The sequence below is a fragment of the Sphingobium phenoxybenzoativorans genome (assembly GCF_018286635.1).
GTDB classification, from domain to species: domain Bacteria; phylum Pseudomonadota; class Alphaproteobacteria; order Sphingomonadales; family Sphingomonadaceae; genus Sphingobium; species Sphingobium phenoxybenzoativorans.
Window position 1 is genome coordinate 725,086 of sequence record NZ_CP073910.1, and the last position, 25,998, is coordinate 751,083.

Consider the following 25,998-nt stretch of genomic DNA (forward strand, 5'->3'; position numbering starts at 1 on the left):
GAAGAAAAACCGGTGCAGGCATGCTTTGGAGAACAGCTCACCCCCGTCAAGCCTGCCACTTCCATTCCTAATGCTTTGACTGAGGTAAGGCAATGACAATCATAACGCTTGGGATAGTGTTAACCATCTTAGACTTGCCGGGCATTTGAAAGTCTTTGCGATTGACGTATATAAAGAAATCTTTATATGAATTGCATGGCTCCGATCCTGGACATATTCCGCGCGCTTGGCGATCCGACGCGGCTGCGCATCGTCCACCTGTTGCGCGCCATGGAGCTTGCCGTGGGGGAGATTGCGCAGGTCGTGGGGCAGAGCCAGCCGCGCGTATCCCGCCATGTCCGCATTCTGGTCGAGGCGGGCTTTATCGAAAAGCGCAAGGAAGGGAACTGGGTTTTCCTGCGTATCGACCGCAAGGGACCTGTCGCGCCCTTCCTGGACCTGTTCGACCGCGTAACCCCTTCGGAAAGCGAAGCGCTCTGGCAGAAGGCGGACCTTGCCCGCCTGGCCGCCGTCCGCAATGACCGCGCCCATGCGGCGGAGGAATATTTCGCCGAGCATGCCGGGGAGTGGGATGCGATCCGGTCGCTCCACATCGCCGAAGCGGAGGTGGAGGCGGCGATGCAGGCGCTTATGGCCGGTGAGAATATCGGCCGCCTGCTCGACATCGGCACCGGCACCGGCCGCATGATCCAGCTTTTCGGCGGGGACGCCGATCAGGTGACGGCCATTGACCGCAGCCCGGAAATGCTCCGTCTCGCCCGCGCCAAGCTGCCGCATGAGGGCGCAGAGAAATATGCGCTGATCATGGGCGATTTCATGGCGCTTCCGCTTGGCGGCCACAGCGTGGACACGGTGATCCTGCATCAGGTCCTGCATTATGCGCAGGCCCCGGAGGCGGTGATCGCGGAGGCGGCGCGGGTGCTCGATGTGGATGGCCGGCTCTTGATCGCGGACTTCGCGCCGCATGAGCGGGAGGAGCTGCGCGTGCGCGACCAGCATGCCCGGCTTGGCTTCTCCGACGATCAGATGGGCGGATGGTTCGACGCCGCCGGTCTCGACCTGGAACGCGCCCAGACATTGCCGGGCGGGGAACTCACCGTGACATTATGGCTTGGCCGCCGCCGCGGCGGCCGCGTCCTCTCAATGGATGGACGCCAGATTGAAGGAAGACTTGGCGCATGAATTTCTCCCTCTCCCAGCTTGAGGAAGCCCGGCGGGCGCTGGATGCGCCGCTGTTCGCCGATCTGTCCGGCGATGCGCAGGTCAGCTTCGAATTTTTCCCGCCCAAGACGGAGAAGATGGAGGAGACGCTGTGGAACAGCATCCAGACGCTCAGCCCGCTTGGCCCGCGCTTTGTGTCCGTCACCTATGGCGCGGGCGGATCGACGCGGGAGCGGACGCATAACACCGTCGCGCGCATCGCGAAGGAAACGGACCTTGCCGCCGCCGCGCACCTGACCTGCGTCGCCGCCAGCAAGAATGAGATTGCCGAGGTCGCCGACGCCTATTGGCGGGCGGGCGTCCGGCATATCGTCGCCTTGCGCGGCGATCCGCCGGAGGCGGGCACGAAGTTCGTGCCGCACCCGCAGGGCTATACCGGCGCGGCTGAACTGGTGGAGGGCCTGACCCGCCTGCACCCGTTCGAGATTTCCGTCGCCGCCTATCCCGAAACCCATCCCGATGCGGAAAGCGCGCAAAGCGACATCGACAATCTGAAGCGGAAGATCGACGCCGGGGCGACCCGCGCCATCACCCAGTTCTTCTTCACGCCCGAAGCTTTCTTCCGTTTTCGCGACAAGGCTGCCGCGGCGGGGATCGATGCGGAAATCGTGCCGGGCATCATGCCCGTGTCCAACTTCGCCAGCACCCTGCGTATGGCGGCGATGTGCAATACGGAGGTGCCCTCCTGGATGGGCCGGCTGTTCGAGGGGCTGGACGACCATCCCGGCGCAAGGCAACTGGTTGCCGCGACGCTGACGGCGGAGCTGTGCCGCAAGCTTTATGCCGGCGGCGTCCGGGAATTTCACTTCTACACGCTCAACCGCGCGGAACTCAGCTACGCGATCTGCCACCTGCTTGGGCTGCGGCCGAGGGTACAGACACCGGAACTGACGGGATGAACATTTCCCATCCGTTCGCCCTGAGCTTGTCGAAGGGTTTCACCGAACGCAGTGAGGTGTCTTCGCCTCCGCTCAGACAGGGGCTTCGACTTCGCTCAGCCCGAACGGGGTTTTAAAGGATGACCATTTCCGCTGAAGACCAATTCCGCAAAATCGCCGCAGAGAAGATCATGATCTTCGACGGCGGCTATGGCACCTCGATCCAGAAATACGGGTTGAGCGAGGCCGACTATCGCGGCGACCTGGACCTTGAGAAAGACCAGAAGGGCAATAACGATCTGCTCTGCCTGACCCGGCCGGACATCGTGGAGGCGATCCACACCGCCTATCTCGACGCGGGCGCGGACATGATCGAGACGAACACCTTCAGCTCCACCGGTATTGCGATGGCCGACTATGGCTGCGAGCATCTGGTGAAGGAACTGAACATCGCCGCCGCGCGGATCGCGCGCAAATGCTGCGACGCCGCCACGGCGAAGGACGGTCGCCCGCGCTTCGTCGCCGGTTCCATCGGTCCGACGAACAAGACGTTGTCCATCTCCCCCGATGTGAACGACCCGGCCTATCGCGAGGTCGATTACGACACGCTGAAGGACCAGTATCGCGAACAGTGCGAGGCGCTGATCGAAGGCGGCGTCGATTTCCTCCTCGTCGAGACCTGCTTCGACACGCTGAACGCCAAGGCGGCGGGAATGGCCGCGCGGGAGGCGGAGGAGGCGTCAGGCCGCTCCGTGCCGCTGATGCTGTCCTTCACCATCACCGACATGTCCGGCCGCAACCTGTCGGGCCACACCGTCAACGCCTTCTGGTATTCGCTGCGGCACCTGAAGCCACTGACCATCGGCGTCAACTGCGCGTTTGGGGCCGACCTGTTGCGCCCTTATCTCAGTGAACTGGCGAAGAATGCGGACACGCTGATCCTGGCCTATCCCAATGCCGGTCTGCCCAACGAGCTTGGCCAGTATGACGAACTGCCCGAAACCACCGCAAAGCTGATCGGTCAGTGGGTCGACGAAGGGCTGGTCAATATGGTCGGCGGCTGCTGCGGCACGACGCCCGCGCATATCGGCGCGGTGGCGAAGGCGCTCGCCGGACACAAACCGCGCGTCGTGCCGGACCTGCCGGTCGTGACACGGCTTGCAGGTCTGGAGCCAATGCATATAGCGGCCTAGAATTAACCGGAGGACATGCTCTCCTCCGTTCGCCCTGCTGACCCGAGGTACGCGACTCGTGTCAGTGTCGAAGGGCTGCACTTCTCTTCAAGAACAGGACAGGGCTTCGACAGGCTCAGCCCGAACGGATCAAAGACCAAGCCGATGACCACCAACACCACCGCCAATTTCGTGAACATCGGTGAGCGCACCAACGTCACCGGATCGGCGAAGTTCAAGAAGCTGATCATGGCGGGCGATTATGCCGCGGCGATCGACATCGCCCGCGAGCAAGTGGAGAATGGCGCGCAGATCGTCGACGTCAATATGGACGAGGGCCTGCTGGACGCCGAGGCGGCGATGACCACCTTCCTCAAGCTGATGACGGCGGAACCGGACATCAGCCGCGTGCCGGTGATGATCGACAGCTCCAAATGGTCGGTGATCGAGGCGGGCCTGAAATGCGTGTCCGGCAAGCCGATCGTCAATTCGATCAGCATGAAGGAAGGCGAGGAGGCGTTCCTCTATCACGCCCGCCGCGTCATGGCCTATGGCGCCGCCGTGGTCGTCATGGCCTTCGACGAGGTGGGGCAGGCCGACACGCAGGCGCGCAAGGTCGAGATTTGCGAGCGCGCCTATAATCTCCTGATGGGCATCGGCTTCCCGCCGGAGGACATCATCTTTGATCCCAACATCTTCGCGGTCGCGACGGGGATCGAGGAGCATAATAATTACGGCGTCGACTTCATCGAGGCATGCCGGGAGATCAAGGCGCGCTGCCCGCACGTCCATATTTCCGGCGGCCTCTCCAACTTCAGCTTCTCTTTCCGCGGCAATGAGCCGGTGCGCCGGGCGATGCACTCGGTCTTCCTCTACCACGCTATCCCCGCCGGGCTCGACATGGCGATCGTCAATGCCGGGCAGCTCGATGTCTATGACTCGATCGACCCGGAACTGCGCACCGCCTGCGAGGATGTGCTGCTGAACCGAGACCCGGAGGCTGGCGAGCGTCTCGTCACCATCGCGGAGAAATATCGCGGCACCGACGCGGCGGCGGAAAAGGCGGCGGAGGAATGGCGCGGCTGGACCGTGACCAAGCGGCTGGAGCATGCGCTGGTCAAGGGCATCGACATGTATGTGGTCGAGGATACCGAGGAAGCCCGCCTGTCCGCCGACAAGCCGATCGAGGTGATCGAAGGTCCGCTGATGGACGGCATGAATGTCGTCGGCGACCTGTTCGGATCCGGCAAGATGTTCCTGCCGCAAGTGGTGAAGTCCGCCCGCGTCATGAAGAAGGCCGTCGCCCATCTGCTGCCCTTCATCGAGGCGGCGAAGGAGCCGGGCGCAAAGGGCAAGGGCAAGATCATCATGGCGACCGTCAAGGGCGACGTCCATGACATCGGCAAGAACATCGTCGGCGTCGTGCTACAGTGCAACGGCTTCGAGGTGATCGACCTGGGCGTCATGGTGCCCTGGCAGGACATCATCAAGGCCGCGAATGAGAATGACGCCGACATGATCGGCCTGTCCGGCCTCATCACCCCCTCGCTCGACGAGATGGTGACGGTGGCGCAGGAGATGCAGCGCGCGGAGATGACGATGCCGCTCCTCATCGGCGGCGCGACCACATCGCGCGTCCACACCGCGCTGCGCATCGATCCCGCCTTCACCGGCCCGGTCGTGCATGTGCTGGACGCCAGCCGCGCCGTCGGCGTCGCCACCGCGCTGCTCAGCGAAGCGCAGAAGGCGGACTTCGTTACAAAGACCAAGGACGATTATGAGCATGTCCGCATCGCCCGCGCCAATAAGGGGCAGAGCGAGCTGGTCAGCATAGAGGATGCGCGCGCCAACGCCTTCGAGATTGACGAGAGCCTGAAGGCCCCGCGCCCGCGCTTGCCCGGCGTTCACAGCTTCCCCAACTGGGACCTGAAGGACCTGCGCGACTATATCGACTGGACGCCCTTCTTCCGCGCCTGGGAACTGGCGGGCAATTATCCCGCGATCCTCAGCGACGAGGTTGTGGGCGAAAGCGCCACCAGCCTGTTCAACGATGCGCAGGCGATGCTGGACAAGGTGATCGCGGAAAACTGGCTGACGGCGCGCGGCGTCGCTGGTCTCTGGCCCTGCCGGCGCGAGGGCGACGACATCATCGTCCATGTGGAGGATGAAAATCATGTCCGCCTGCCGATGCTGCGCCAGCAGATCCAGAAGCGCGAGGGGCGCGCCAATATGTGCCTGGCCGACTTCATCAGCCATGACGGCGACTGGATCGGCGGCTTTGCGGTCGGCATCCACGGCATCGAGCCGCACCTCGCCCGCTTCAAAAATGCCATTGACGATTATTCGGACATTTTGCTGAAGGCCCTGGCCGACCGCCTGGCCGAAGCCTTTGCTGAACGACTCCACCATTATGTTCGCACCGCGCTCTGGGGCTATGCAGAGGGCGAGCAACTGACCAATGAGGCGCTGATCAAGGAGCAATATCGCGGCATCCGCCCCGCGCCCGGCTATCCCGCCTGCCCGGAACACAGCCTGAAACCGATACTGTTCAAAATGCTGGACGCCCATCACGCGACCGGCATCACGCTGACGGAGAGCTTCGCGATGCTGCCGACGGCGGCGGTCAGCGGCTTCTATTTCGGTCACCCGCAGGCGGAATATTTCGGCGTCGCCCGCGTCGGCCGCGACCAGTTGGAGGATTATGCTGCGCGGCGCGGAATCGATCTGGAAACGGCGGAGCGCTATCTGCGGCCGAACTTGGATTGAGCCGTTTCCGGCGGCGACCGGATCAAATCCACGATGGCAGAAAAGGGTGATGGGGAAACCATCATCGCCCGATTCCTTCCCGTCTCTTATTCCGTCACCCCAGCGAAGGCTGGGGTCTCAGGCCATAAAGTCCTCCATAGCCTCACGAGATCCCAGCGTTGAGCTTCGGTCGCCCTTCGGGTCGCTGGTCTCCCTCCCCTTGCAGGGGAGGATTATACATCGGCAAATGGTCGTCTCTCTTCCCCTCCCTGAGAGGGAGGGGTCGATTGGAGGCGCGTGACTCCAATCGAGGGTGGGTCGCGAGCGCAGCGAGCACATCTTCTTTGCACAACACAGCCATCGCCGCTTCGCGACGAACCCACCCCCAGCCCCTCCCTTGCAGGGAGGGGAGTTGTAAGGGGGGAAACGGACTGGCGTCTTTTTGAAAACGCCGTGTTCCTGCGAACGCAGGAAACCAGGGTGAGGTGGGGCAACTTGGCCCTGGGAGGAGCACGCTGCCTTTGCCAAAGCACTGCTTATGGTCGCAAGATGGCACTGTTACTCGTCATCCCGGCGAAAGCCGGGACCCATCTCCCCTCCTACGCCTTCCACGCCCAAGGCGCGTTGGGTCCCCGCCTTCGCGGGGATGACAAAAGGGGGTGGTTTGCGGACTGCCTGCTTACGGGCGTGACTTGAGAAAAGCTGCCTAAATGGCCCGGCGTATCAGCAAAACAAGTAGCAGTGGCCATGCGAGTGCGCTTACTCCCCAAACGGCCATAAAAGGATAAACCAATATCGGAGCGTTCATGGAACCACCGATTTTAAGCATGACGAGGCAACAGACAGCAAATGCCACTGCTGACACGGCAAACCATATCGATGACGTCTTGATCGTCATAGCGACTGCTTTTCGGCGATAGGACGTTTCCAGTCAATTTCCGCTGATGGTCGTTTCCAGACATTCCTGTCCTACAGCCCGGCGTCCATGCTCTACTCCCCCACATGAAACTCTCCGCCGCACCCGCCGCGCAAGCTGTCACGCTATCCATTCAGCCAAAGCGCCGATGCGACGCAACCGGAACTCATCTGCGACGCAAGTGCGACCTTGTTGCGACGTACATGAGACGCAGGTGCGACGTAGGTGAGGCCAACATGCGACTTTTGTGCGACCTACATGCGACTTCCAGGCCAAATCGCGTCACAACCCGCAACTTCCGCAACTTCGTTGGATTTTTGGGGTCAGCAGAGGATTATGTGTTGGAAAAAGCGCCTGATCCACGTTCGCAGGTTAACCACTTACCTCCATCGCCCCTTCATCGCCGATAGGCTAAAGGCCGATCATGCGTATCCTGCCCATCGCCCTGTTGCTCACCGCAGCCATCGCCGCCACCGCGACCGCGCAGGGGGGAGGCACCGCCTTCACCGTTGCGGAAACCGGCCGCAGCTTCGCCTCGCTGGCCTCCGCCGTCTCCTCCATTGGCGACGGCGCGGGGACTATCGTCATCGCGCCCGGCACCTACCGTCAATGCGCGGTGCAGGAGGGCGGCGACATCGCCTATCGCGCCGCACAGCCCCGCACGGTCATTTTCGACGGCGCGATCTGCGAGGGTAAGGCCGCGCTCGTCCTGCGCGGCCGTGCCGCCCATGTCGACGGCCTCATCTTCCAGAACCTGCGCGTGCCGGACGGCAATGGCGCGGGCATCCGGCTGGAGCAGGGCAATCTGGATGTGGAGGGTGCGGTCTTTCGCAACAGCGAGGAAGGCATCCTCACCCATGACGACGCCAACGGCGCGATCCGCATCGACCACAGCACGTTCCAGCGCCTCGGCCGCTGCGACCGCGATCTCGACTGCGCGCATGGCGTCTATACCGGCAATTACGGCAGCCTGACCGTCACCCGCTCCCGGTTTGAGGCGGGCAATGGCGGCCATTATCTCAAGACCCGCAGCCCGCGCGTGACGATCACCGGCAACAGCTTCGACGACAGCGCCGGCCGCGCGACCAACTATATGATCGATCTCAGCAACGGCGCATCCGGCACGATCAGCGGCAATGAAATGGTGCAGGGCCGCGACAAGGAAAATTACAGCGCCTTCATCACCGTCGCGCCGGAGGGCCGGGAGCATGACTCGTCCGGCCTGGTAATCGCGGACAATAGCGCTTCCTTCGTCCCCGGCCTTTCGCGTCAGAGCACCTTCGTCGCCAACTGGACCGACGACCGCGTGCGCATAGGCGCGAACAAAATCGCGAGCGGGATCAAGGTCACTGACCGGCGGTAACATGCCGCCTCCAACCGGACGGGTATGATATGATGACATGGCTTGTTCTGGCCGTCGCCCCGGCCGCGGTTCTGCCGCCGCCTCCGCCAGCCCCGGTGCGGGTTCCGCCGCCTATCTTTCAGGAATCACGCGATGAGCTGTTAAGCCGGAAGGCAACGATCGAGGTTGATATCCGCGCGGGCGGGCAGGAGCTATGGTCCGGCCCGATGCGCCTTGCCGGGCGCGTGCCCGCGACTTTCAGCAGGCAGAAAAGCGATGCGCCCGCTGACGACTGTGCGGCAGAGGAAAATCGCTATTCGGGCGTGCGGTCCTCGCTTTCCGTCAATCTCAGCCTGATGTCCTATGGCGCCGGCAAGAGCGGGTTCCGCTTGACCGTCAACTGGGACCGCCCTGCCGACGTCAACGGTTGTGGAGGCCGGGACGCTTCCCGGAGCGTCGGTTTGACCCAGACCTTCAATCTGGAGCCGGGACAGGAAACCAGCCTTACCGGGGATGGCGGCCTGACCATACGCCTGCGCCGCCGCGACTAGGGGGCATCCGTCTCAGGATCGCTGCGAGTTACCTGCCGAAATGCGCATTGCCACCTGAACCGGTCCCTGCAGGTCGATCTTTGCGCGCTTGCGGACATCGACCTTCAACGGCAGCAGATAGCCGCCATCCTTCGGGAACAGCGACGTGCGGAACGTCACGCCGCCAATCTCCGCCTCCACCGGCACCACGCCCCAGCCATAGCTCGCCTGCCGCGCCGCATAGCGCACCTCGCCGACATGCTCCTCCGGTACGGCCGCGAAGTAGAAGGGAGAGGGACCGCGCCAGTGAATGATCGCGGCGGTAAAGGAGATATCTGCGATCGGATCGTCGTTGGGCGGCATGGCGATATCCTATGCCACGCGCCGCAACGGGGAAAGAAGCCATCGCCGGTACAATAAATCACCGTCATCCCGCACCTGATGCGGGATCCATGAGCCGCAATCATTGCCTGAATGCTTTACAGTCGAGCTAATGGATGCCGGGCCAAGCCCGGCATGACGGCATCATGCCACGGAAAACAGCCATAGCCGGCATCGCCTCAATCAGAGCGCGATGCCGCCCGCCGCCAGCACCGCCAGCGTCACCAGTTCCGATGCGGTCGATCCCATCGTCGCGATCTGCACCGGCTTTTCCATGCCGACCAGCATCGGCCCGATCACCGAATCCCCGCCCAGTTCGCGCAGCAGCTTCGCCGAAATATTGGCGGACTGCAGGCCCGGCATGATCAGCACGTTCGCGGGGCCGGACAGGCGGCTGAACGGGAAGCTTTTCATGACGGCCGGGTTCAACGCCACGTCCGGCGCCATCTCGCCCTCATATTCGAAATCGACATTGCGCGTGTCGAGGATCGACACCGCCTCGCGCACATTGCTCAGCCATTCGCCCATCGGGTTGCCGAAGGTTGAGTAGGAGAGGAAGGCGACGCGCGGTTCATGCCCCATGCGGCGGGCGACGGCGGCCGTGCCCTCGGCGATGTTGGCCAGTTCCTGCGCGGTCGGCCGTTCGTTGACCGTGGTGTCGGCCATGAACACCGTGTGGCTGCGGCCGACAAGCACATGGATGCCGAATGCCGTGCGCCCTTCCACCGGGCCGATTACACGCCGCACCTCGCGCATCGACTGCGCATAGGTGCGGGTGACGCCGGTGATCATCGCATCCGCTTCGCCTAGGCGCAGCAGCAGCGCGCCGAAGATATTGCGGTCGCGGTTCACCATCCGCTCGCAGTCGCGGCGCAGATAGCCCCGGCGCTGCAACCGCTGGTACAGCAGGTCGACCATGGCGGGGACCAGCGGCGAATTGACGCTGTTGTGCACCTCGAAACTATGGGGGTCGGAAACGCCCAGCGCCCGCAGCCGGTCATAGACGTCCTGCCGCCCGACCAGCACCGGGATGCCATATCCGCCGTCGCGGAACTGGATCGCGGCGCGCAGCATCACTTCTTCCTCGGCCTCGGCAAAGACCACGCGCTTGGGTTCCGCGCGCGCGCCTTCATAGGCGAGCGTCAGGACGGAGGTCGTGGGATTGAGCCGGGCCTTCAGCGACTCGCGATAGGCGTCCATATCGGCGATCGGCTTCTGCGCCACGCCGGTATCCATCGCGGCCTGCGCCACGGCGGCGGAGACCACTTCCATCAGGCGCGGGTCGAAGGGCGCGGGGATGATATAGTCGTTGCCGAAGCTATGCAGCTTGCCATAGGCTTTCGCGACTTCCTCCGGCACCTGCTGGCGGGCGAGGGCGGCGATGGCCTGCGCGGCGGCGATCTTCATTTCCTCATTGATCGCCGTGGCCCGCACGTCCAGCGCGCCGCGGAAGATGAACGGGAAGCCCAGCACATTGTTGACCTGGTTGGGATAATCCGACCGGCCGGTGGCGATGATCGCATCGGGGCGCACCGCCTTTGCGTCGGGCGGCGTGATCTCCGGGTCGGGATTGGCCATGGCGAAGATGATCGGCTTGTCCGCCATCTCCTTGACCATATGCCCTTTCAGCGCGCCCGCGGCCGACAGGCCCAGGAAAACGTCCGCGCCCTTCAGCGCTTCTTCTAGGGTGCGCGCTTCGGTCTTGGTCGCATGGGCGGACTTCCACTGGTCCATGCTCTCGGTGCGGCCCTGATAGATGACGCCGGACCGGTCGCACATGATCACGCGGTCTGCGGGAACGCCCATCGCCTTGATCAGTTCGGTGCAGGCGATGGCCGCCGCGCCCGCGCCGTTCACCACCACGGACACGTTGCGGATGTCCCGGCCGGTCAGGTGTAGCGCGTTGATCAGGCCCGCCGCGCAGATGATCGCCGTGCCATGCTGGTCGTCATGCATGACCGGGATGTTCATCCGCTCTTTCAGCGCGGCTTCGATCATGAAGCATTCCGGCGCCTTGATGTCCTCAAGGTTGATGCCGCCAAAGCTAGGTTCCAGCAGGGCGACCGCGTCGATGAACGCTTGCGGGTCTTCCGTCCCGACTTCGATGTCAATGGAATCGACGTCGGCGAACCGCTTGAACAGCACCGACTTGCCTTCCATCACCGGCTTGGACGCCAGCGCGCCCAGATTGCCCAGGCCCAGGATCGCCGTGCCGTTGGAAATCACCGCGACCAGATTGCCCTTGGCGGTATAGTCATAGGCGCATGCCGGGTCCTCCGCGATCGCGCGCACCGGCACCGCTACGCCGGGGGAATAAGCGAGCGAAAGGTCGCGCTGCGTCGCCATCGGCTTTGATGCAATGATCTCGATCTTGCCTGGCCGGCCGGCCGAATGGAAAAAGAGAGCCTCGCGCTCGGAAAATTCGACGTTGGATTTTTCGGTCATATCTTGCCCATCAGCGGGGTTCATAACTGCATTGCTGCGTTCATGCCTGCCCTAGCGGCATTTTTGCCAATTCGACAAGCGTAAGCCGTCAATTTCTATCCTCTTTCGATCCGGCGGCCGACCCGCTATCGCTGCGCACAATGGATCAGCCCGCCGCTCAACCCACTCCCACAGCCATGACGCCCATGATGGTGCAATATTTCGCCCTGAAGGCAGAGGCGGAGGATTGCCTGCTTTTCTATCGCATGGGCGACTTCTTCGAATTGTTCTTCGACGATGCGAAGGCGGCGGCGGCGACGCTGGATATCGCGCTGACATCGCGCGGGGAGCATGGGGGGGAGCCTATCCCGATGTGCGGCGTGCCCGCGCACAGCGCGGAAATGTATCTCGCCCGCCTGATCCGCGCCGGGCACCGCGTGGCGATTGCGGAGCAGACGGAAACTCCCGCTCAGGCCAAGGCGCGCGGGTCGAAGGCGCTCGTCGGCCGCGCCATCGTGCGCTACGTCACGGCCGGAACGCTGACCGAAGATGCGCTGCTTGATTCGCGCTCCGACAATATTCTCGCGGCCGTTGCGCAGGTCGGGGGAGCGGGCGGCGCGATCGGTATTGCCGCGGCCGATATATCGACCGGACGGTTCGAAACGCTGGTCATTACGGAATCGCAACTATCGGCTGAAATCGCGCGTCTCCGGCCCAGCGAAATCATCCACACCGTCGCGTTCGCCATCGCATTAGATGGCGCGCATTTGTTCGAGGCCAGCGCCTTCGACAGCGGCCGGATCGACGCTTTCCTGTCCCGCTGCTGGGGCGTCGCCACGCTGGACGGCTTCGGCCAGTTCTCGCGCGCCGAACGCTCCGCCATGTCCGGCCTGCTCTCCTATCTCAACCATGCGGGGAAGGGGACGCTGCCGTTTCTCGCCCCGCCGGTGCAGCGGACTGCGGGCACGCATCTGTCAATCGACGCAGCGACGCGCGAGAGCCTGGAGATTGTCCAGACGATGACCGGCCATCGCAGCGGAAGCCTGCTCGGCGCGATCGACCGGACGGTGACTGGCGCGGGCGCGCGACTGCTTGCCTCTGATCTTGCCGCGCCGCTGCTCGATCAGCGGGAGATAGACCGGCGTCTCGACCTTGTGCGCCATCTGCACGACGCCAGCGGTCAACGCGACCATTTGCGCAGCGCCCTGCGGGCCTTGCCGGACATCGGCCGCGCGCTTGGCCGCATCGTCATGGGCCGGGGCAGCCCGCGCGACCTCGGTCAATTGCGCGACGGCCTTACCGGCGCGAGATTACTGCGCGAAAGGATCGGCAATGGCGAGGATAAGCCCGCCTTGCTGCGCGACCTGCTCCCCGCGCTCGACGGTCATGGCCAGCTTGTTGATCATTTGACCCGCGCCCTCGTGCCAAGCCCGCCGACGGAGGCGTCGATCGGCGGCTATATCGCCGACGGCTACGATGCCGCGCTCGACGAACTGCGGGCGATGGCGGGGGACGGCCGCCGCGCCATCGCCGCGCTGGAGGCGCGCTATCGTGAGCAGACCGGCATCACCGCGCTCAAGATCCGGCATAATGGCGTCCTTGGCTATCATGTCGAAGTACCTGCACGCTCCGCCGACGCCCTGATGAAGGAAGGGAGCGGCTTCACCCACCGTCAGTCGCTCGCCGGCGTCGTGCGTTTCAATTCGGTCGACCTGCATGAACAGGCGAGCCGTGTTGCGCAGGCGGGCGCACACGCTCTCGCGGCGGAGGCCGCGCATCTGGAGGATATGATCGCCGCGGTCGTCGCGCACCGTTCGGCCATCGCGGCCGCGGCGCAGGCGCTGGCGCGGCTCGATGTCTCCTCCGCCTTGGCAGAGCGTGCTGCCGAGGGTGGCTGGTGCCGCCCACAATTTGAGGACAGCCAGTGCCTGGACATTGTTGGCGGCCGCCATCCGGTGGTGGAGGACGCGCTGGCAAAGGAGCGGGAGCCTTTTGTCGCCAATGACTGCCGTCTGGTCGGCGACGACCGGCTCTGGCTCGTCACCGGCCCGAACATGGGCGGCAAGTCCACCTTCCTGCGCCAGAACGCGCTTATTGTCATCCTCGCGCAGGCGGGCAGCTATGTGCCCGCCGCCAGCGCTCGCCTCAGCCTCGTCGACCGCCTGTTCAGCCGCGTCGGCGCATCGGACAATCTGGCGCGGGGCCGGTCGACCTTCATGGTCGAGATGGTGGAGACAGCGGCGATTCTCGCCCAGGCGACCGAGCGCAGCTTCGTCATTCTGGATGAGGTCGGCCGCGGCACCTCCACCTATGACGGCCTTGCTCTCGCCTGGGCCGTGGTGGAGGCGGTGCATGAAACGAACCGCTGCCGCTGCCTGTTCGCCACCCATTATCATGAGCTGACCCGGCTTGCGGAAAAGCTGGATGCGCTCTCGCTCCATCACGTCAGCGCGCGCGAGTGGAAGGGCGACCTCGTGCTCCTGCACGAAGTCGTGCCCGGACCCGCCGACCGCAGCTATGGCCTTGCCGTTGCGCGCCTCGCCGGGCTTCCCGCCGCGGTCCTCGCCCGCGCGAAGGAGGTGCTTTCGCGGCTTGAGGCAGGGAAGGCGAAAACGGGCGGCATCGCTGCTGGCCTTGACGATCTGCCGCTGTTTGCCGCCACCATCCAGGCCGAACCGGAAAGGGTTGATCCCCTGCGAGACGCCCTGTCTGGCATGGACGTCGATGCGTTCAGCCCCCGTGAGGCGCTGGACCAACTTTACCGCCTCAAGCAGATTGCGCAGGGCGAGGCATAGGCGCGCTTTGCACGGGTGTTGAAATCGCTGTTTCCCCTTACCGTGCAACGCCCTACATAGGCGGCGATGACAACCCCTTTCGATACATTGCCCCAACGCCGCGCCATTATCGACCGCCGCGCCTTGTCCGACGCAATCGCCGCCATCGCCCAGGAAAAGAAGGGCGATTCCGCGCAACTGCGCGCCGCGATCGTGGGGGAATTGCGGGTGGCGCTGGAAAATGGCCGGTCGGAGGCTGCCCGCCGTCTGGCGGCCCGGCCGACGCGCGGGCGAGAGATGGTGTCGGCGCTCGCCTTTCTAGTCGATCAGATATTGCGCATCCTCTATGATGCGACCACGCAATATCTTTATCCGATCAGCAATCCCAGCACTGGAGAACGCCTCGCCCTGATCGCGGTGGGCGGCTATGGCCGGGGGGAGATGGCGCCGTTCAGCGACGTCGATATCGGGTTCATCACGCCGTACAAGCCGACCGGCTGGACAGAGCAGGTGATCGAATCCATGCTCTATTCGCTTTGGGACCTGGGCCTGAAGGTCGGCCATTCAAGCCGCTCCATCGATGAGACGATGCGCATGGCGAAGGCCGACCTGACCGTTCGCACCGCGCTTCTGGAGGCGCGCTATGTCTGGGGCGACCGGGGAGTCTATGAACAGACCGCCACCCGCTTCTCATCCGAAGTGATGGAGGATACGGCGCGCGCCTTTGTCGCCGACAAGCTGGCCGAGCGCGACGCCCGGCACAAGCGCATGGGCGACAGCCGCTATGTCGTCGAACCCAATGTGAAGGAGGGGAAAGGCGGACTGCGCGACCTCCACACGCTGTTCTGGATCGGTAAATATGTGAACCGCGTCCGGTCCGTGTCGGAACTGGTCGATGCGGGCCTCCTTACCACCAATGAGCTGCGCCAGTTTCAGAAGGCGGAGGATTTCCTGTGGGCCGTCCGCTGTCACCTGCACCTGATTGCCGGGCGCGCTGAGGACCGGCTGACCTTCGATCTTCAGCTTGAGATCGCCACGCGCACGCACTTCGCCGCGCGCGCAGGCCGCTCGGCGGTTGAGCGGTTCATGCATTATTACTTCCTCAACGCGAAAACCGTCGGCGACCTGACGGCGGTGTTCCTCGCGCATCTGGACGATGTCTGGGCCGCGCGCGGGCGGCGTTATATCCCCTCTTTCTTCCGCCGCCCGCGAAAACTGGACGGCTTCATCCTGGATCGCGGCCGGATCGCGCTGCCGTCTGACAATTTCTTCGTCGAAGACCCTGTGCGCCTGCTGGAGATATTCGCGGTGGCGGATCGTCACGGCCTGGCCATTCACCCGGCCGCCATGCGCACCGCCAGTCGCGACGCGCGGCTGATCGACGCCAGGGTGCGCAAGGACCCGCGCGCCAACGCCGCCTTCATGGATGTGCTGACATCGCCGCGCGACCCGGAAACCGTGCTGCGCTGGATGAATGAGGCCAGCGTATTCGGCCGCTTCATTCCCGATTTCGGCCGCGTCGTCGCCCAGATGCAATTCGACATGTATCATCACTACACTGTCGACGAGCATACCATCCGCGCCGTTGGCCTGCTGGCGAAGATTGAAAAGGGCGATTTCAAGGACGATCATCCCCTGTCCTCGAACCTGATGGACAAGCTAATCTCCCGCCGTGCGCTTTATGTCGCGGTGCTGCTGCACGACATCGCCAAGGGGCGGGGCGGCGACCACAGCATATTGGGCGCGGAGCTGGCGCTGCGCCTGTGTCCGCGGCTTGGACTGACCCCGGCGGAGACGGAAACGGTGTCCTGGCTGGTCCGCTACCATCTCCTGATGTCGGCGACGGCGTTCAAGCGCGACCTTTCGGATTACAAGACCATCCTCGATTTCATTGAGGTGGTGCAAAGCCCGGAACGCCTGCGCCTGCTCCTGATCCTGACCGTGGTCGATATCCGCGCGGTCGGCCCCGGCGTCTGGAATGGGTGGAAACGGCAATTGTTAACCGACCTCTACGATTCCGCCGAGGAGGTTCTGCGCCTGGGCCACAAGCAGAAGGGGCGCAGCGAACGAGTGGCGGCCAAGCAGCAGGCGCTGCGCGATATTCTGGACCTGCCGGATGCGGATTTCTCGGCGCTGCAGAAGCGTTTCCCCGAATCCTACTGGGTGGCCGAACCAGAGGACATATTGGAGCATAACGCCCGCCATATCCTCGCTGCCGGGGATTCGCCCTTGTCCATCGCGGCGGAGGGCTATCCGCGCCGGGGCGCGACGCTGGTCACGGTCTATGCCGCCGACCATCCTGGGTTGTTCTACAGGATCGCGGGCGCCATTCATCTGGCGGGCGGGAACATCATCGACGCGCGTATTCACACCATGCGGGATGGCATGGCGATCGACAATTTCCTGGTGCAGGACCCGCTTGGCGGCCGTTTCGACAGCCCCGACCAATTGGCCCGCATCAAGCGTTGTATCGAGGAAGCGCTCGCCAACCGGCACAAGCTGGTCACGAAGCTGGAGGCGCGGCCATTGCCCCGCACCCGCGCCGAAGCGTTTCAGATCGTCCCCAATGTCCTGATCGACAACAAGGCGTCGAACCGCTTTACCGTGGTGGAGGTCAATGCCCGCGACCGGCCGGCGCTGCTTTTCTCTCTGGCCAACGCGCTGTTCCAGTCGAAGCTGACGGTGCACAGCGCCCATGTCGCCACCTATGGCGAGCGGGCGGTGGACACCTTCTACCTGACCGATCTACTCGGCGGAAAGGTGGAGAGCAAGGCGCGTCTGCAGAGCCTAGAACGCCGCCTTCTTGAAGCGGCGGGCGCGATTACCGAGGAACCGGCGGAGAAGGTAAAGGAAACGGCGCCTGCCTGAACGGGGCCGGATAGCTCAGAATATTCGCATCGCCGTGTCGCCCTTCAGCATGGGCGCGATCCGCAACATCTCCTCCCGCGCGATCGCCACGCAGCCTTCCGTTGGCCTGCCTTCGACCCAGATGTGGAAGAAGATCGCGCTGCCCGCGCCTGACTGCGGAGGGGAATCATTGTGGCCGAGCACCACGATGACGTCATAGGCCTGGTCGTCCCGCTGCAGCGTTTCGGTTGAAAAACCGCGCGGCAACTGCACCGGCCGATTGTAGCTTGGGTCGGCCGCATCGTCCGACCAGCCGTCGCCCTCGCGCGTCCACCGCCACGGCGCTGAAGGAAAGCGGTCGAGCGACACCCTGCCGGGGCGCAGCAGGACGCCGCGCACTGGCCAGACGCCCAGTGGCGTACATCCATCGCCTTCCCTTTTTGATGAAGCGGGGCAGCTACCGCCCTTGCCGATGGCGCAGGGAATGTCGATGTCGCCAAACCGTAATCGCCCGGCGGCGGCGTCGACTTCTATGATGGTCAAAGCTGGTGCCCCGTCCGGTCGCGCTTGGTGACCAGATAGCGTTCATTATGCGGATTGGCGGCGATGGCGAGCGGCAGCCGCTCCTTCACCTTCACGCCCGCCGCCTCCAGCCCCACGACTTTCGCCGGGTTGTTGGTCAGCAAACGCACCTCGCCCACGCCCAGCAGGTCCAGCATCCGCGCCGCAACGGAAAAATCGCGCGCGTCGATGGCGAAACCCAGCCGTGTGTTGGCGTCGACTGTGTCGAACCCCTGATCCTGCAATGCATAGGCGCGCAGCTTGTTGACCAGGCCGATGCCGCGCCCCTCCTGCCGCAGATAGAGCAGAACGCCCCATGGCGCGTCAGCGATCTGGTGCAGCGCCTCATGCAGTTGCGGCCCGCAATCGCATTTCAGCGATCCCAGCACGTCGCCGGTCAGGCATTCGCTGTGCAGGCGCACGACCGGCGGGCTGCCGTCGCGGTTGCCGACGATCAGGGCGATATGCTCGCGCGGCTCCTCCGGGCTGCGGAAGGCGACGATTTCGGCGTTTTCGCTGGCTGACACCGGCAGGCGCGCGCGCGTTGCGATGGCCAGACGCGCGGCATCGTCATAGGCGGCGATCTCGTCGGCGCTGACGCTTGCCTCCACCGGTCCTTCGCTACCGACGAAGAAGGCGGGCAATATCCCGGCCAGCCGGGCGATCCGCAGCGCGGCCTTGGCCGCCAGCGGCGCATCGATCTTTCCGGCGCGGAACGGCCCTTTCAACGGAGAGCCAAGGTCGCGCACGGGGTCCGCAATGGCTGCCGCGACATCCCGGTCGATCCAGGGAGACCGTTCGATCAGCACTGGAAGCTCCGGGTCCGCCGCCGCGCGCTGGTTGGTGAGTTTCAGCGTTTCGGCGCGGGAGGAGGAGATGAGCAGCGCCGCCTTTCCCTCCGGGTCGAACGCGGCGAGGGTCACGTCGTCCGCTCCCTCGATCGCCATCACCCGGCATGCGCCGTCCGACGCGCGCAGTTCGACCGGCCAGCCCCGGCGCAGAGCGTCGATTGCGCGGGCGGCGGCTTTCGGGTCCATCAGAATGCGAATTCCGTAATCAGCGGCACATGGTCGGAGGGCTTTGTCCAGCCACGCGCAGGCTCTGCCACACGGTGGCTGACCGCCTTGCCGGCGATGTCGGGCGTCACCCACATATGGTCGAGCCGGCGGCCGCGATCCGATTCCGCCCAGTTCTGCGCCCGGTAGCTCCACCAGGTGTAGAGACGTTGCGGCGCGGGGTAGAATTGGCGGCCCAGGTCCACCCAGTTATTCGACGCCTGCAGCCGGCCCAGTATCTCGCATTCCACCGGCGTATGGCTGACGACGTTCAGAAGCTGCTTGTGGCTCCACACGTCGCATTCCAGCGGGGCGATGTTGAAATCGCCGGTCAGGATCGTGGGTTTGCTGTCCAGCGCGGTGGACCAGTCAATCATCCGCTGCAGAAACGCCAGCTTCTGCCCGAATTTCGGATTGAGGTCCGCGTCGGGAATATCCCCACCGGCGGGCACATAGACATTTTCGATCCGCACGCCGTTTTCCAGACAGACGCCGACATGCCGGGCCTCTCCATTGGCCTGCCAGTCGAAGCGGTCATCCTCCCGCACCGGTACCTTGCTCATGATGGCGACGCCGTGGTGCATCCGCTGGCCGTGGAGGATCTGCCAAGTGTAGCCCAGCCGCCGGAACAGGTCGCCGGGGAAGATGTCGTCCATCACCTTCGTTTCCTGAAGGCAGAGGATATGGGGGGCCTCCTCCACCAGGAACCGCTCCACGATATCAAGCCGGGCGCGGACGCTGTTGATGTTCCAGGAGGCGATCTTCAGGGGTTCGGACATCCCATCCCACTACGGACCAAAGGGGAGAGTCGCAAGGGCATGGGCGCGCCATGCTCCTGACCCGGCGCGGGCAACGAAAGACCCCCGCTCCGGGGGCGTGGAACGGGGGTCTCGATCGCGCCTTTGTGCGCTTCGCGACGGAGCCGAGAGCCAAGGGTAACAGGGGGGAAATCCCCGGCCTCAACCGCGCCGTGAGTTCCTGATTAGCCCCGGCCATATGAGCGGCAGATGAACGAAAGCGTCAGCCTTACGAACCATCGCGCCAGGGCCACATTTCATCAGGCCCATTTCATCAGCCCGCGCGCCCCTTCGGACGGGGATCGGTCCATTTGAAGGCCGAATCCGGCACCGGCACGCCATATTGCGGATTGGCGAGTCGCACCGACGTCCGGTTGTTCTGCGAATCGAGCGCCACCCAGCCGTACAGCTCCAGCCCCGCGGGCGCGGACGCCTTGCGCTGAAAGATCATGGTGATCGTGCCGAACTCCGGCCGCTTGGGATCGCGCGCCTCTACGCTGAGCACGGACGGGTCGCCGGTCTGGATCACCTTGCCATATTTGCTGAGGTCGCGGGTCGGGTCCAGCAGCGCGCCCAGCGGCGAATTGCCGATCGGCCAACGCTGCACCTGCCGCACTTCATAATCGATCACGGTCAGCGCCTTGCCGTCGCCGACGATCAGCAGGGGCACGCCCTTCTGATACTGGAACCGTATCTTGCCCGGCTGTTTCAGGGTCAGCTTGCCGGTCAGCGACTGGCCGTTGCGGTCGGTCTGGGTGAAATCGGCGGTCATGGAGGTGACGGCGCGGATATAGGCGTTGACCTTCTGCAGGTCGGCCTGCTGAGCATTGGGGGCCTGTTGCGCGGCGGCGCGGTCCACCGGCAGCGCGGCAAGGGCAAGCGGGGCCGTCGCAGCAAGGGCCATTGCGATAGTCTTGAACGGGCGTTTCACGGGGATCTCGTCTCTCCAAATCGTCGGGCCGAATGTTGGGCCGGGGGGCCAGATGTGCGCCAGCCTGCGGCATCGCCGTTGAACCGGCTGTGAACCCGATCGTTCCGAAAGGGCAAGGAAAAGGTGCGGCGGCGCGGATTTCGCGCGCATCCTATGCGGCCGCTTTTTGGCTCCATCCCTACGCCATACCCCCGTCCGCGCAGGAGGATCAGCCCGGTTGGAGGCCGGGACAAACGCAGCGCCGGGCAGAGAAAATCCAACGAAGTTGCGGAAGTTGCGGGTTGTGACGCGTTTTGGCCGGGAAGTCGCATGTAGGTCCCACAAAAGTCCCTCCTGAGTCCCATGTAGGTCGCATGTGCGTCCCTCCTGCGTCCCACATGCGTCCCTCCCACGTCGCACTTGCGTCCCACATACGTCTCACTTGCGTCGCACTTACGTCCCATATGAGTCCCACTTGCGTCCCATATACGTCTCACCCGGACCGCTCCCTCGGCGCGCTCGCGAGAGGGCGAAATAGTGGCGGATCATGACTTCGCCCTGGCCGCAGGCGCGCGGGCGGGCATGTGGAGGGGATCGAACGGGTCCCCCTGCATCCGCACGGCATGGGCGATCGCCTGCGACCAGGCGCGGTCGAACGGCGTGCCCGACAGCTTTGCGCGAAGCCGATGGGCGCTCCGCGACGTCATCCCCGCCGCCCGCGCGGCGCGCACGACATTGCCGGTGTCGGCCAGGGCCATAAGGAAGATGCGCTGCTTGGCGGGCGTCCAGTGCGCGGGGTTGGGGGATGTCACGCCACGAGGCGCGGCGGGCGGCGGGGTGGGGGTAGGGTGCTGTTCCATGCGGCGAGTGAAGCATGGCGGGTGGGGTGTAGGACAGGGGGTGGGGAGTGGGTGCAAAGTTCTGGGAATGGCTGCTGTGAAGATACTTCCTACAGATTTGCTGCCGAGCCCCCTCATTTCTGACACGATTTTTATTGCCAGCCTCACTCCGTGATGATTCAACCGGCTGAGTGTAAACAGGCATCTGCCGCTAGGGATCGAAATGGCCGAAAACTCGCCAATTGAATGGACTGATGCTACTTGGAATCCCGTCGCTGGCTGTAGCCTGGCATCATCTGGTTGCACCAACTGCTACGCCATGCGTATGGCGGCTAGACTGGAAGCGATGGGCGTTGCCAAGTATAATGGTTTGACTAGGAAGTCCGGTGGTCGGGCTAAATGGACTGGAGCTGTTCGATGTGACCACAAGGCTCTGTCCGTTCCCCACCGTTGGCGCCGCCCTCGTAAGGTGTTTGTCAACTCGATGTCAGATTTATTCCATGAGGAGGTTCCCGCCGAATTTATTCGCGAAGTTTGGCATACTATGGCGGCGACGCCGCGGCATGACTATCAATTGCTGACTAAACGCCCCGATCGAATGCGGGAGGTGTTGTCGGCCGGGGAGCTTAAAGTCCTTCCAAACGTCTGGTTAGGGACGAGTGTGGAAGGACCGGATGTGGTTCATCGCATCGACCATCTCCGAGCCACACCAGCAGCAATTAGATTTATATCTTTTGAACCGCTGATCGGCCCGATCTTCGATGTCAATTTGGAAGGGATTGCGTGGGCGATCGTCGGCGGTGAATCTGGCCCAGCAGCGCGTTTGATGGAAGAGCAATGGGTATGGGCGATTGAACGACTCTGCCGTCGTTATGACACGGCCTTCTTCTTCAAACAGTGGGGCGGAGTGAATAAGAAAGCTACCGGTCGCCTGTTGGGAGGAAGGACGTACGACGAGATGCCGGCGTATATTTCTTAATGACGTGATTAACGCCTTTCTTAATTAGACTTATGGCTTTCTCATTGTTTGATAAGCAATAGAGCTCAAAATAGTCGTGACCGTTTATAATCAATGGTAGCGGGTCTGAAACGTAGCAGAATATTTTGCCGAACTGTTTTCTAGCAAACGCTGCGATCTCGGCGGGTGTTGCGTGCCTACCTTTCTGTTGAATTGGGGCTGAGTCAAAGAGTCGCATTTGAGCTGGGCGCCTCCAATTACCCCTCGCCATAGCGGCTGCTGTATGATTCATTGTTCCTGACGAGCGGGAGCGAAGATGCGGCAAGCTGGCCTTTTTGGACTATCCGACCACTTGAAGCGGCTGTCAGCCTTTGGCGATCCGCTGGAAGTGCTGGCGCAGGTAGTGGACTTCGAGGCGTTTCGACCGACGCTGGTGGCGGCGCTGGCCTATTCGGATGGTGCCAAGGGCGGTCGTCCGCCCTATGACCCGGTGACGATGCTGAAGGTTCTGGTGCTCGCGGCGCAGAACAACGTCAGCGACGCGCGCATGGAGTATCTGATCCGCGACCGGCTGAGCTGGTTGCGTTTCCTGGGCTTTGACCTTGGCGCGCCGACACCCGACGCCAACACTATCCGCGTGTTCCGGGAGCGGCTTACCGCCGACGGTGCACTCGACACCGTATTCGCCGACTTTGACCGGCAGTTGAAGGAGCGCGGCTATCTGCCGATGGGTGGGCAGATCGTCGATGCGACGCTGGTGGCGGCACCGAAGCAGAGGAACACCGAGGCTGAGAAGGCGGCGGTGAAGGAAGGCAAGAGCGCGGCCGAGATCTGGCCGGACGAGCCCGCCAAGGCGCGCCAGAAGGATACCGACGCCCGCTGGACGTTGAAGTTCGCCAAGGCGCGCCCGACTGCCGACGGCAGGCCGCAGCCGGACATCGCGATCCCGAGCTTCGGCTACAAGAGCAGCGTGTCGATCTGCCGCGCCTTCGGCTTCATCCGCAAGGGCAAGACTACCGATGGCGCGCGCTACGACGGGCGCATGCTCCGGGACGTGGTGACGGGCGACAACACCGCCTCCGACGTTTGGGCCGACACTGGGGACTGTCAGGATTTCCGTGTGTGGGCGGGCATAATGGGCAAGAAGGAGTCCCACTATGTCCCGACGCAAGGAGCCGGTAATTCCGGCTGATTTACTGGATCAACTTCTGGCTGGCGGCGATGCCACGGCAGCCCTTCAGCAGGGTGGCCTTCTGGATTCGCTGAAGAAGGCGCTGGCCGAACGCGCCCTCAATGCTGAGATGGATCATCATCTTGGGCACGGCGACCAGGCCGGCAACAACCGTAATGGCTATGGCCGCAAGACGGTGGTCACGGACACCGGCAAGATCGAGATCGAGGTACCCCGCGATCGGCAGGGCAGCTTTGATCCGCAACTGATCGCCAAGTACCAGCGCCGGTTCCCCGGCTTCGACGACAAGATCGTGTCGATGTACGCGCGCGGCATGAGCACGCGGGAGATCACCGGGCATCTGCGCGAGCTATACGGCATCGACGTTTCGCCGGACCTCATATCGACCGTCACCGACGCCGTGCTCGAGGAGGTCGCCGCCTGGCAGGCCCGCCCGCTCGATCCGGCCTATCCGCTGGTTTTCTTCGACGCCATTCGGGTCAAGATCCGCGATGAGGGCATGGTCCGCAACAAGGCGATCCACATCGCGCTGGGTGTGCTGGCCGATGGCACCAAGGTCGTTCTGGGCCTGTGGATCGAGCAGAACGAAGGCGCCAAATTCTGGCTGCGCGTCATGAACGAGCTGAAGAACCGTGGCGTCGAGGACATCATGCTGGCCGTTGTCGATGGCCTCAAGGGCTTCCCTGACGCAATCACCGCCGTGTTCCCAGAAGCCGTGGTCCAAACGTGCATCGTCCATCTGCTGCGCAACTCAATGGACTTCGTCTCCTGGAAGGACCGCAAGCCGCTGGCCACGGCACTGAAGGGCATTTACCGCGCCGTCGACGCCAAGGCCGCCGAGGAAGCACTCACGGCCTTCGAGGACAGCGAATGGGGGCGGCGCTACCCTGCAATCGGCCAGAGCTGGCGGCGGGCGTGGAGTGAAGTTATTCCCTTCTTCGCCTTCCCCGACGAGGTCCGCAGGATCGTCTACACCACGAATGCCATTGAGGCCCTGAATGCCCAGCTCCGGCGGGCGGTCAGAGCCAGAGGACACTTTCCCAACGACGAGGCCGCGACCAAGTTGCTCTATCTGATCTTGAACAGATCCGAGAAAGAGTGGAAAATGCCGCCGCGTGAGTGGTCCATGGCCAAGGCCCAGTTCGCCGTCCTGTTCGGCGAACGCTTCATCAAGGCCATGGCGGCGTAATGTTTAACCGCCCGCCCACACACGGAAATCCTGACAGTCCCCGACACTGCCTACCGCAGTCAGGCGAACGAGAAATGGCTCAAGGCGCAAGGCCGGGTCAGCCGCATCCACCGCCGCAAGCCTAAGGGCAGGCCGATGCCCGAACATGTCCGGCGCGGCAATGCCACCAAGTCAAAGGTCCGCGCCCGCGTCGAGCATGTCTTTGCTCATCAGAAGGCGAAGATGGGTCTGTTCATTCGCACCATCGGCATTGCCCGCGCCGAGGCCAAGATCACGCTCGCCAACCTGGCGTTCAACATGCACCGGCTGATCTTCCACGAAACTCGTGCGGCGGAGGGATAGGTGCGCCTGGATGGCGCGAAAGCGCCATGCCATCCAAAGCCAAGCGGCCGAAATGACCGGAGATCCGGCAATCTCTGAGCCCGACCTCGCGCATCAGGCGTTCACAACGCCCGCACCGTCAAATCCGCCGGGTAAATGGAGGCGCCCAGCTGGTTGAGCGCTGTAAAATTGCTCTTCCCAATCCTCGCTACCAAAAATTCTAGCAAGCGCTCGCCGTTTTCCCTCGTCAACTCCCGCAAGGTCGTTTGCCAGTTGATGAATTACCGCGGCGCGTGGGAAAAGATACCAAACATCTACTCGTCGTGTGGCTGCTAGCATTTCAAGCGTTTTCCAATCGACACTCATTCCATAAGGGTCAAGAAAAACTACCCCACGCTGTCGGCCGGATTTATTTCCTCCTGACCAAGGTTTTGAAGAAAAAAGAGTCTGCAATTCAGCGTTTGCTTCTCCTGGTTTAACTTGAATGTCGTACGGCCATTGGTCCTTTAGCTCTTCTAACTGCTTTGCCCGACCACGATGCTGTTCAGAAAACCAGTAATGGGTAAATGGTGGGTCGATCTTAAGGGCCTTTCGAGCACTACCATCAAGAATGTGCTCGACCTGCTCAATGGGACTATTCTCGAAGATGCCACCTCTTTTGAGTTCGGCATGACGATCACCAGTCCCGGCAAATGCGTCGATGTACCAAGTCTCAAACCCCTGATTTTTCAAGGCGTTCTGATAGAACCCAAGATAATCGGTTAGTGCTCGAAGTTTAATCTCCGTCCAAACGCCTCCAAAGCGATGGGCTATACGTTTTTTGCCCCCCATTTATCCTCCTGAAATACTTCAGCGAGGTCAAAACTAATTAAACTAATTAAGCTTCTCAAGAAACGAAAGGTCCATTTTAGATGTCTGAGCGGCTACTATCCGCGAACCGCTACCC

At 63.1% G+C, this 25,998-nt stretch carries 20 protein-coding genes; 12 read left to right on the forward strand and 8 right to left on the reverse strand.

The window, feature by feature from the left end; all coding sequences use genetic code 11:
- Positions 1-195 precede the first annotated feature (195 nt).
- The 6 genes from KFK14_RS03615 (at position 196) to KFK14_RS03640 (ending at position 8,825) form a co-directional block, all read left to right on the forward strand.
- Complete coding sequence (locus KFK14_RS03615; protein WP_212609908.1) at positions 196-1,182, forward strand: ArsR/SmtB family transcription factor; 987 nt, start codon at positions 196-198, stop codon at positions 1,180-1,182.
- On the forward strand, positions 1,179-2,120 hold the full coding sequence (metF, locus tag KFK14_RS03620; RefSeq protein ID WP_212609909.1) for a methylenetetrahydrofolate reductase: 942 nt from the start codon (positions 1,179-1,181) through the stop codon (positions 2,118-2,120). Before KFK14_RS03615 ends, metF begins: the two co-directional genes overlap by 4 nt.
- A gap of 125 nt (positions 2,121-2,245) precedes the next feature.
- The gene (locus KFK14_RS03625) at positions 2,246-3,292 is read left to right on the forward strand and encodes a homocysteine S-methyltransferase family protein (protein WP_212611019.1); all 1,047 of its coding nucleotides are present in this window, start codon (positions 2,246-2,248) and stop codon (positions 3,290-3,292) included.
- Positions 3,293-3,307: 15 nt separating this feature from the next.
- Positions 3,308-6,037 carry a methionine synthase gene (metH, locus tag KFK14_RS03630; RefSeq protein ID WP_281417174.1) on the forward strand — a complete coding sequence of 910 codons (2,730 nt, stop codon included), beginning with the start codon at positions 3,308-3,310 and terminating at the stop codon, positions 6,035-6,037.
- Between the two features lie 1,319 nt (positions 6,038-7,356).
- On the forward strand, positions 7,357-8,295 hold the full coding sequence (locus tag KFK14_RS03635; RefSeq protein ID WP_212609911.1) for a right-handed parallel beta-helix repeat-containing protein: 939 nt from the start codon (positions 7,357-7,359) through the stop codon (positions 8,293-8,295).
- Between the two features lie 29 nt (positions 8,296-8,324).
- Complete coding sequence (locus KFK14_RS03640; RefSeq protein WP_212609912.1) at positions 8,325-8,825, forward strand: hypothetical protein; 501 nt, start codon at positions 8,325-8,327, stop codon at positions 8,823-8,825.
- Positions 8,826-8,837: 12 nt separating this feature from the next.
- Here KFK14_RS03640 and KFK14_RS03645 read toward each other — a convergent pair whose 3' ends face one another.
- Positions 8,838-9,167: a DUF1905 domain-containing protein gene (locus KFK14_RS03645; protein ID WP_212609913.1), complete on the reverse strand. Its 330-nt coding sequence runs from the start codon at positions 9,165-9,167 to the stop codon at positions 8,838-8,840.
- Positions 9,168-9,368: 201 nt separating this feature from the next.
- Positions 9,369-11,630 carry an NADP-dependent malic enzyme gene (locus KFK14_RS03650; protein WP_070158265.1) on the reverse strand — a complete coding sequence of 754 codons (2,262 nt, stop codon included), beginning with the start codon at positions 11,628-11,630 and terminating at the stop codon, positions 9,369-9,371.
- 185 nt (positions 11,631-11,815) lie between these two features.
- Here KFK14_RS03650 and mutS point away from each other — a divergent pair, with 185 nt between their 5' ends.
- Both mutS and KFK14_RS03660 read left to right on the forward strand, forming a co-directional pair.
- The gene (mutS, locus tag KFK14_RS03655; protein WP_212609914.1) at positions 11,816-14,404 is read left to right on the forward strand and encodes a DNA mismatch repair protein MutS; all 2,589 of its coding nucleotides are present in this window, start codon (positions 11,816-11,818) and stop codon (positions 14,402-14,404) included.
- Between the two features lie 66 nt (positions 14,405-14,470).
- Entirely contained in the window at positions 14,471-17,251 is a 2,781-nt protein-coding gene (locus KFK14_RS03660) for a [protein-PII] uridylyltransferase (RefSeq protein WP_212609915.1), read from the forward strand.
- Between the two features lie 15 nt (positions 17,252-17,266).
- Here the strand turns inward: KFK14_RS03660 and KFK14_RS03665 are convergent, their stop codons facing one another.
- From KFK14_RS03665 to KFK14_RS03685, 5 genes are all read right to left on the reverse strand, one after another.
- Positions 17,267-17,773 carry a L,D-transpeptidase family protein gene (locus KFK14_RS03665; RefSeq protein ID WP_212609916.1) on the reverse strand — a complete coding sequence of 169 codons (507 nt, stop codon included), beginning with the start codon at positions 17,771-17,773 and terminating at the stop codon, positions 17,267-17,269.
- Positions 17,770-18,828: a GTP cyclohydrolase II gene (gene ribA, locus KFK14_RS03670; RefSeq protein ID WP_212609917.1), complete on the reverse strand. Its 1,059-nt coding sequence runs from the start codon at positions 18,826-18,828 to the stop codon at positions 17,770-17,772. The genes KFK14_RS03665 and ribA overlap by 4 nt, the downstream gene beginning before the upstream one ends.
- Positions 18,828-19,625 carry an exodeoxyribonuclease III gene (locus KFK14_RS03675; RefSeq protein ID WP_212609918.1) on the reverse strand — a complete coding sequence of 266 codons (798 nt, stop codon included), beginning with the start codon at positions 19,623-19,625 and terminating at the stop codon, positions 18,828-18,830. The genes ribA and KFK14_RS03675 overlap by 1 nt, the downstream gene beginning before the upstream one ends.
- A gap of 292 nt (positions 19,626-19,917) precedes the next feature.
- Complete coding sequence (locus KFK14_RS03680) at positions 19,918-20,547, reverse strand: LolA family protein (RefSeq protein ID WP_212611020.1); 630 nt, start codon at positions 20,545-20,547, stop codon at positions 19,918-19,920.
- Positions 20,548-21,098: 551 nt separating this feature from the next.
- Positions 21,099-21,413, reverse strand: a complete 315-nt coding sequence (locus KFK14_RS03685) for a helix-turn-helix domain-containing protein (RefSeq protein WP_070157929.1) — start codon at positions 21,411-21,413, stop codon at positions 21,099-21,101.
- Between the two features lie 202 nt (positions 21,414-21,615).
- Here KFK14_RS03685 and KFK14_RS03690 point away from each other — a divergent pair, with 202 nt between their 5' ends.
- The 4 genes from KFK14_RS03690 (at position 21,616) to KFK14_RS03705 (ending at position 25,073) form a co-directional block, all read left to right on the forward strand.
- Positions 21,616-22,371 carry a DUF5131 family protein gene (locus KFK14_RS03690; RefSeq protein WP_212609919.1) on the forward strand — a complete coding sequence of 252 codons (756 nt, stop codon included), beginning with the start codon at positions 21,616-21,618 and terminating at the stop codon, positions 22,369-22,371.
- Positions 22,372-22,702: 331 nt separating this feature from the next.
- Positions 22,703-23,542, forward strand: coding sequence for a transposase (locus tag KFK14_RS03695; protein WP_246524851.1), 840 nt, complete (start codon positions 22,703-22,705; stop codon positions 23,540-23,542).
- Positions 23,508-24,731 carry an IS256 family transposase gene (locus KFK14_RS03700; RefSeq protein WP_066768497.1) on the forward strand — a complete coding sequence of 408 codons (1,224 nt, stop codon included), beginning with the start codon at positions 23,508-23,510 and terminating at the stop codon, positions 24,729-24,731. The genes KFK14_RS03695 and KFK14_RS03700 overlap by 35 nt, the downstream gene beginning before the upstream one ends.
- Before the next feature lie 27 nt (positions 24,732-24,758).
- Complete coding sequence (locus KFK14_RS03705; protein ID WP_343227811.1) at positions 24,759-25,073, forward strand: transposase; 315 nt, start codon at positions 24,759-24,761, stop codon at positions 25,071-25,073.
- A gap of 93 nt (positions 25,074-25,166) precedes the next feature.
- Here KFK14_RS03705 and tcmP read toward each other — a convergent pair whose 3' ends face one another.
- Positions 25,167-25,883: a three-Cys-motif partner protein TcmP gene (tcmP, locus tag KFK14_RS03710; protein WP_212609920.1), complete on the reverse strand. Its 717-nt coding sequence runs from the start codon at positions 25,881-25,883 to the stop codon at positions 25,167-25,169.
- Positions 25,884-25,998: the final 115 nt, after the last annotated feature.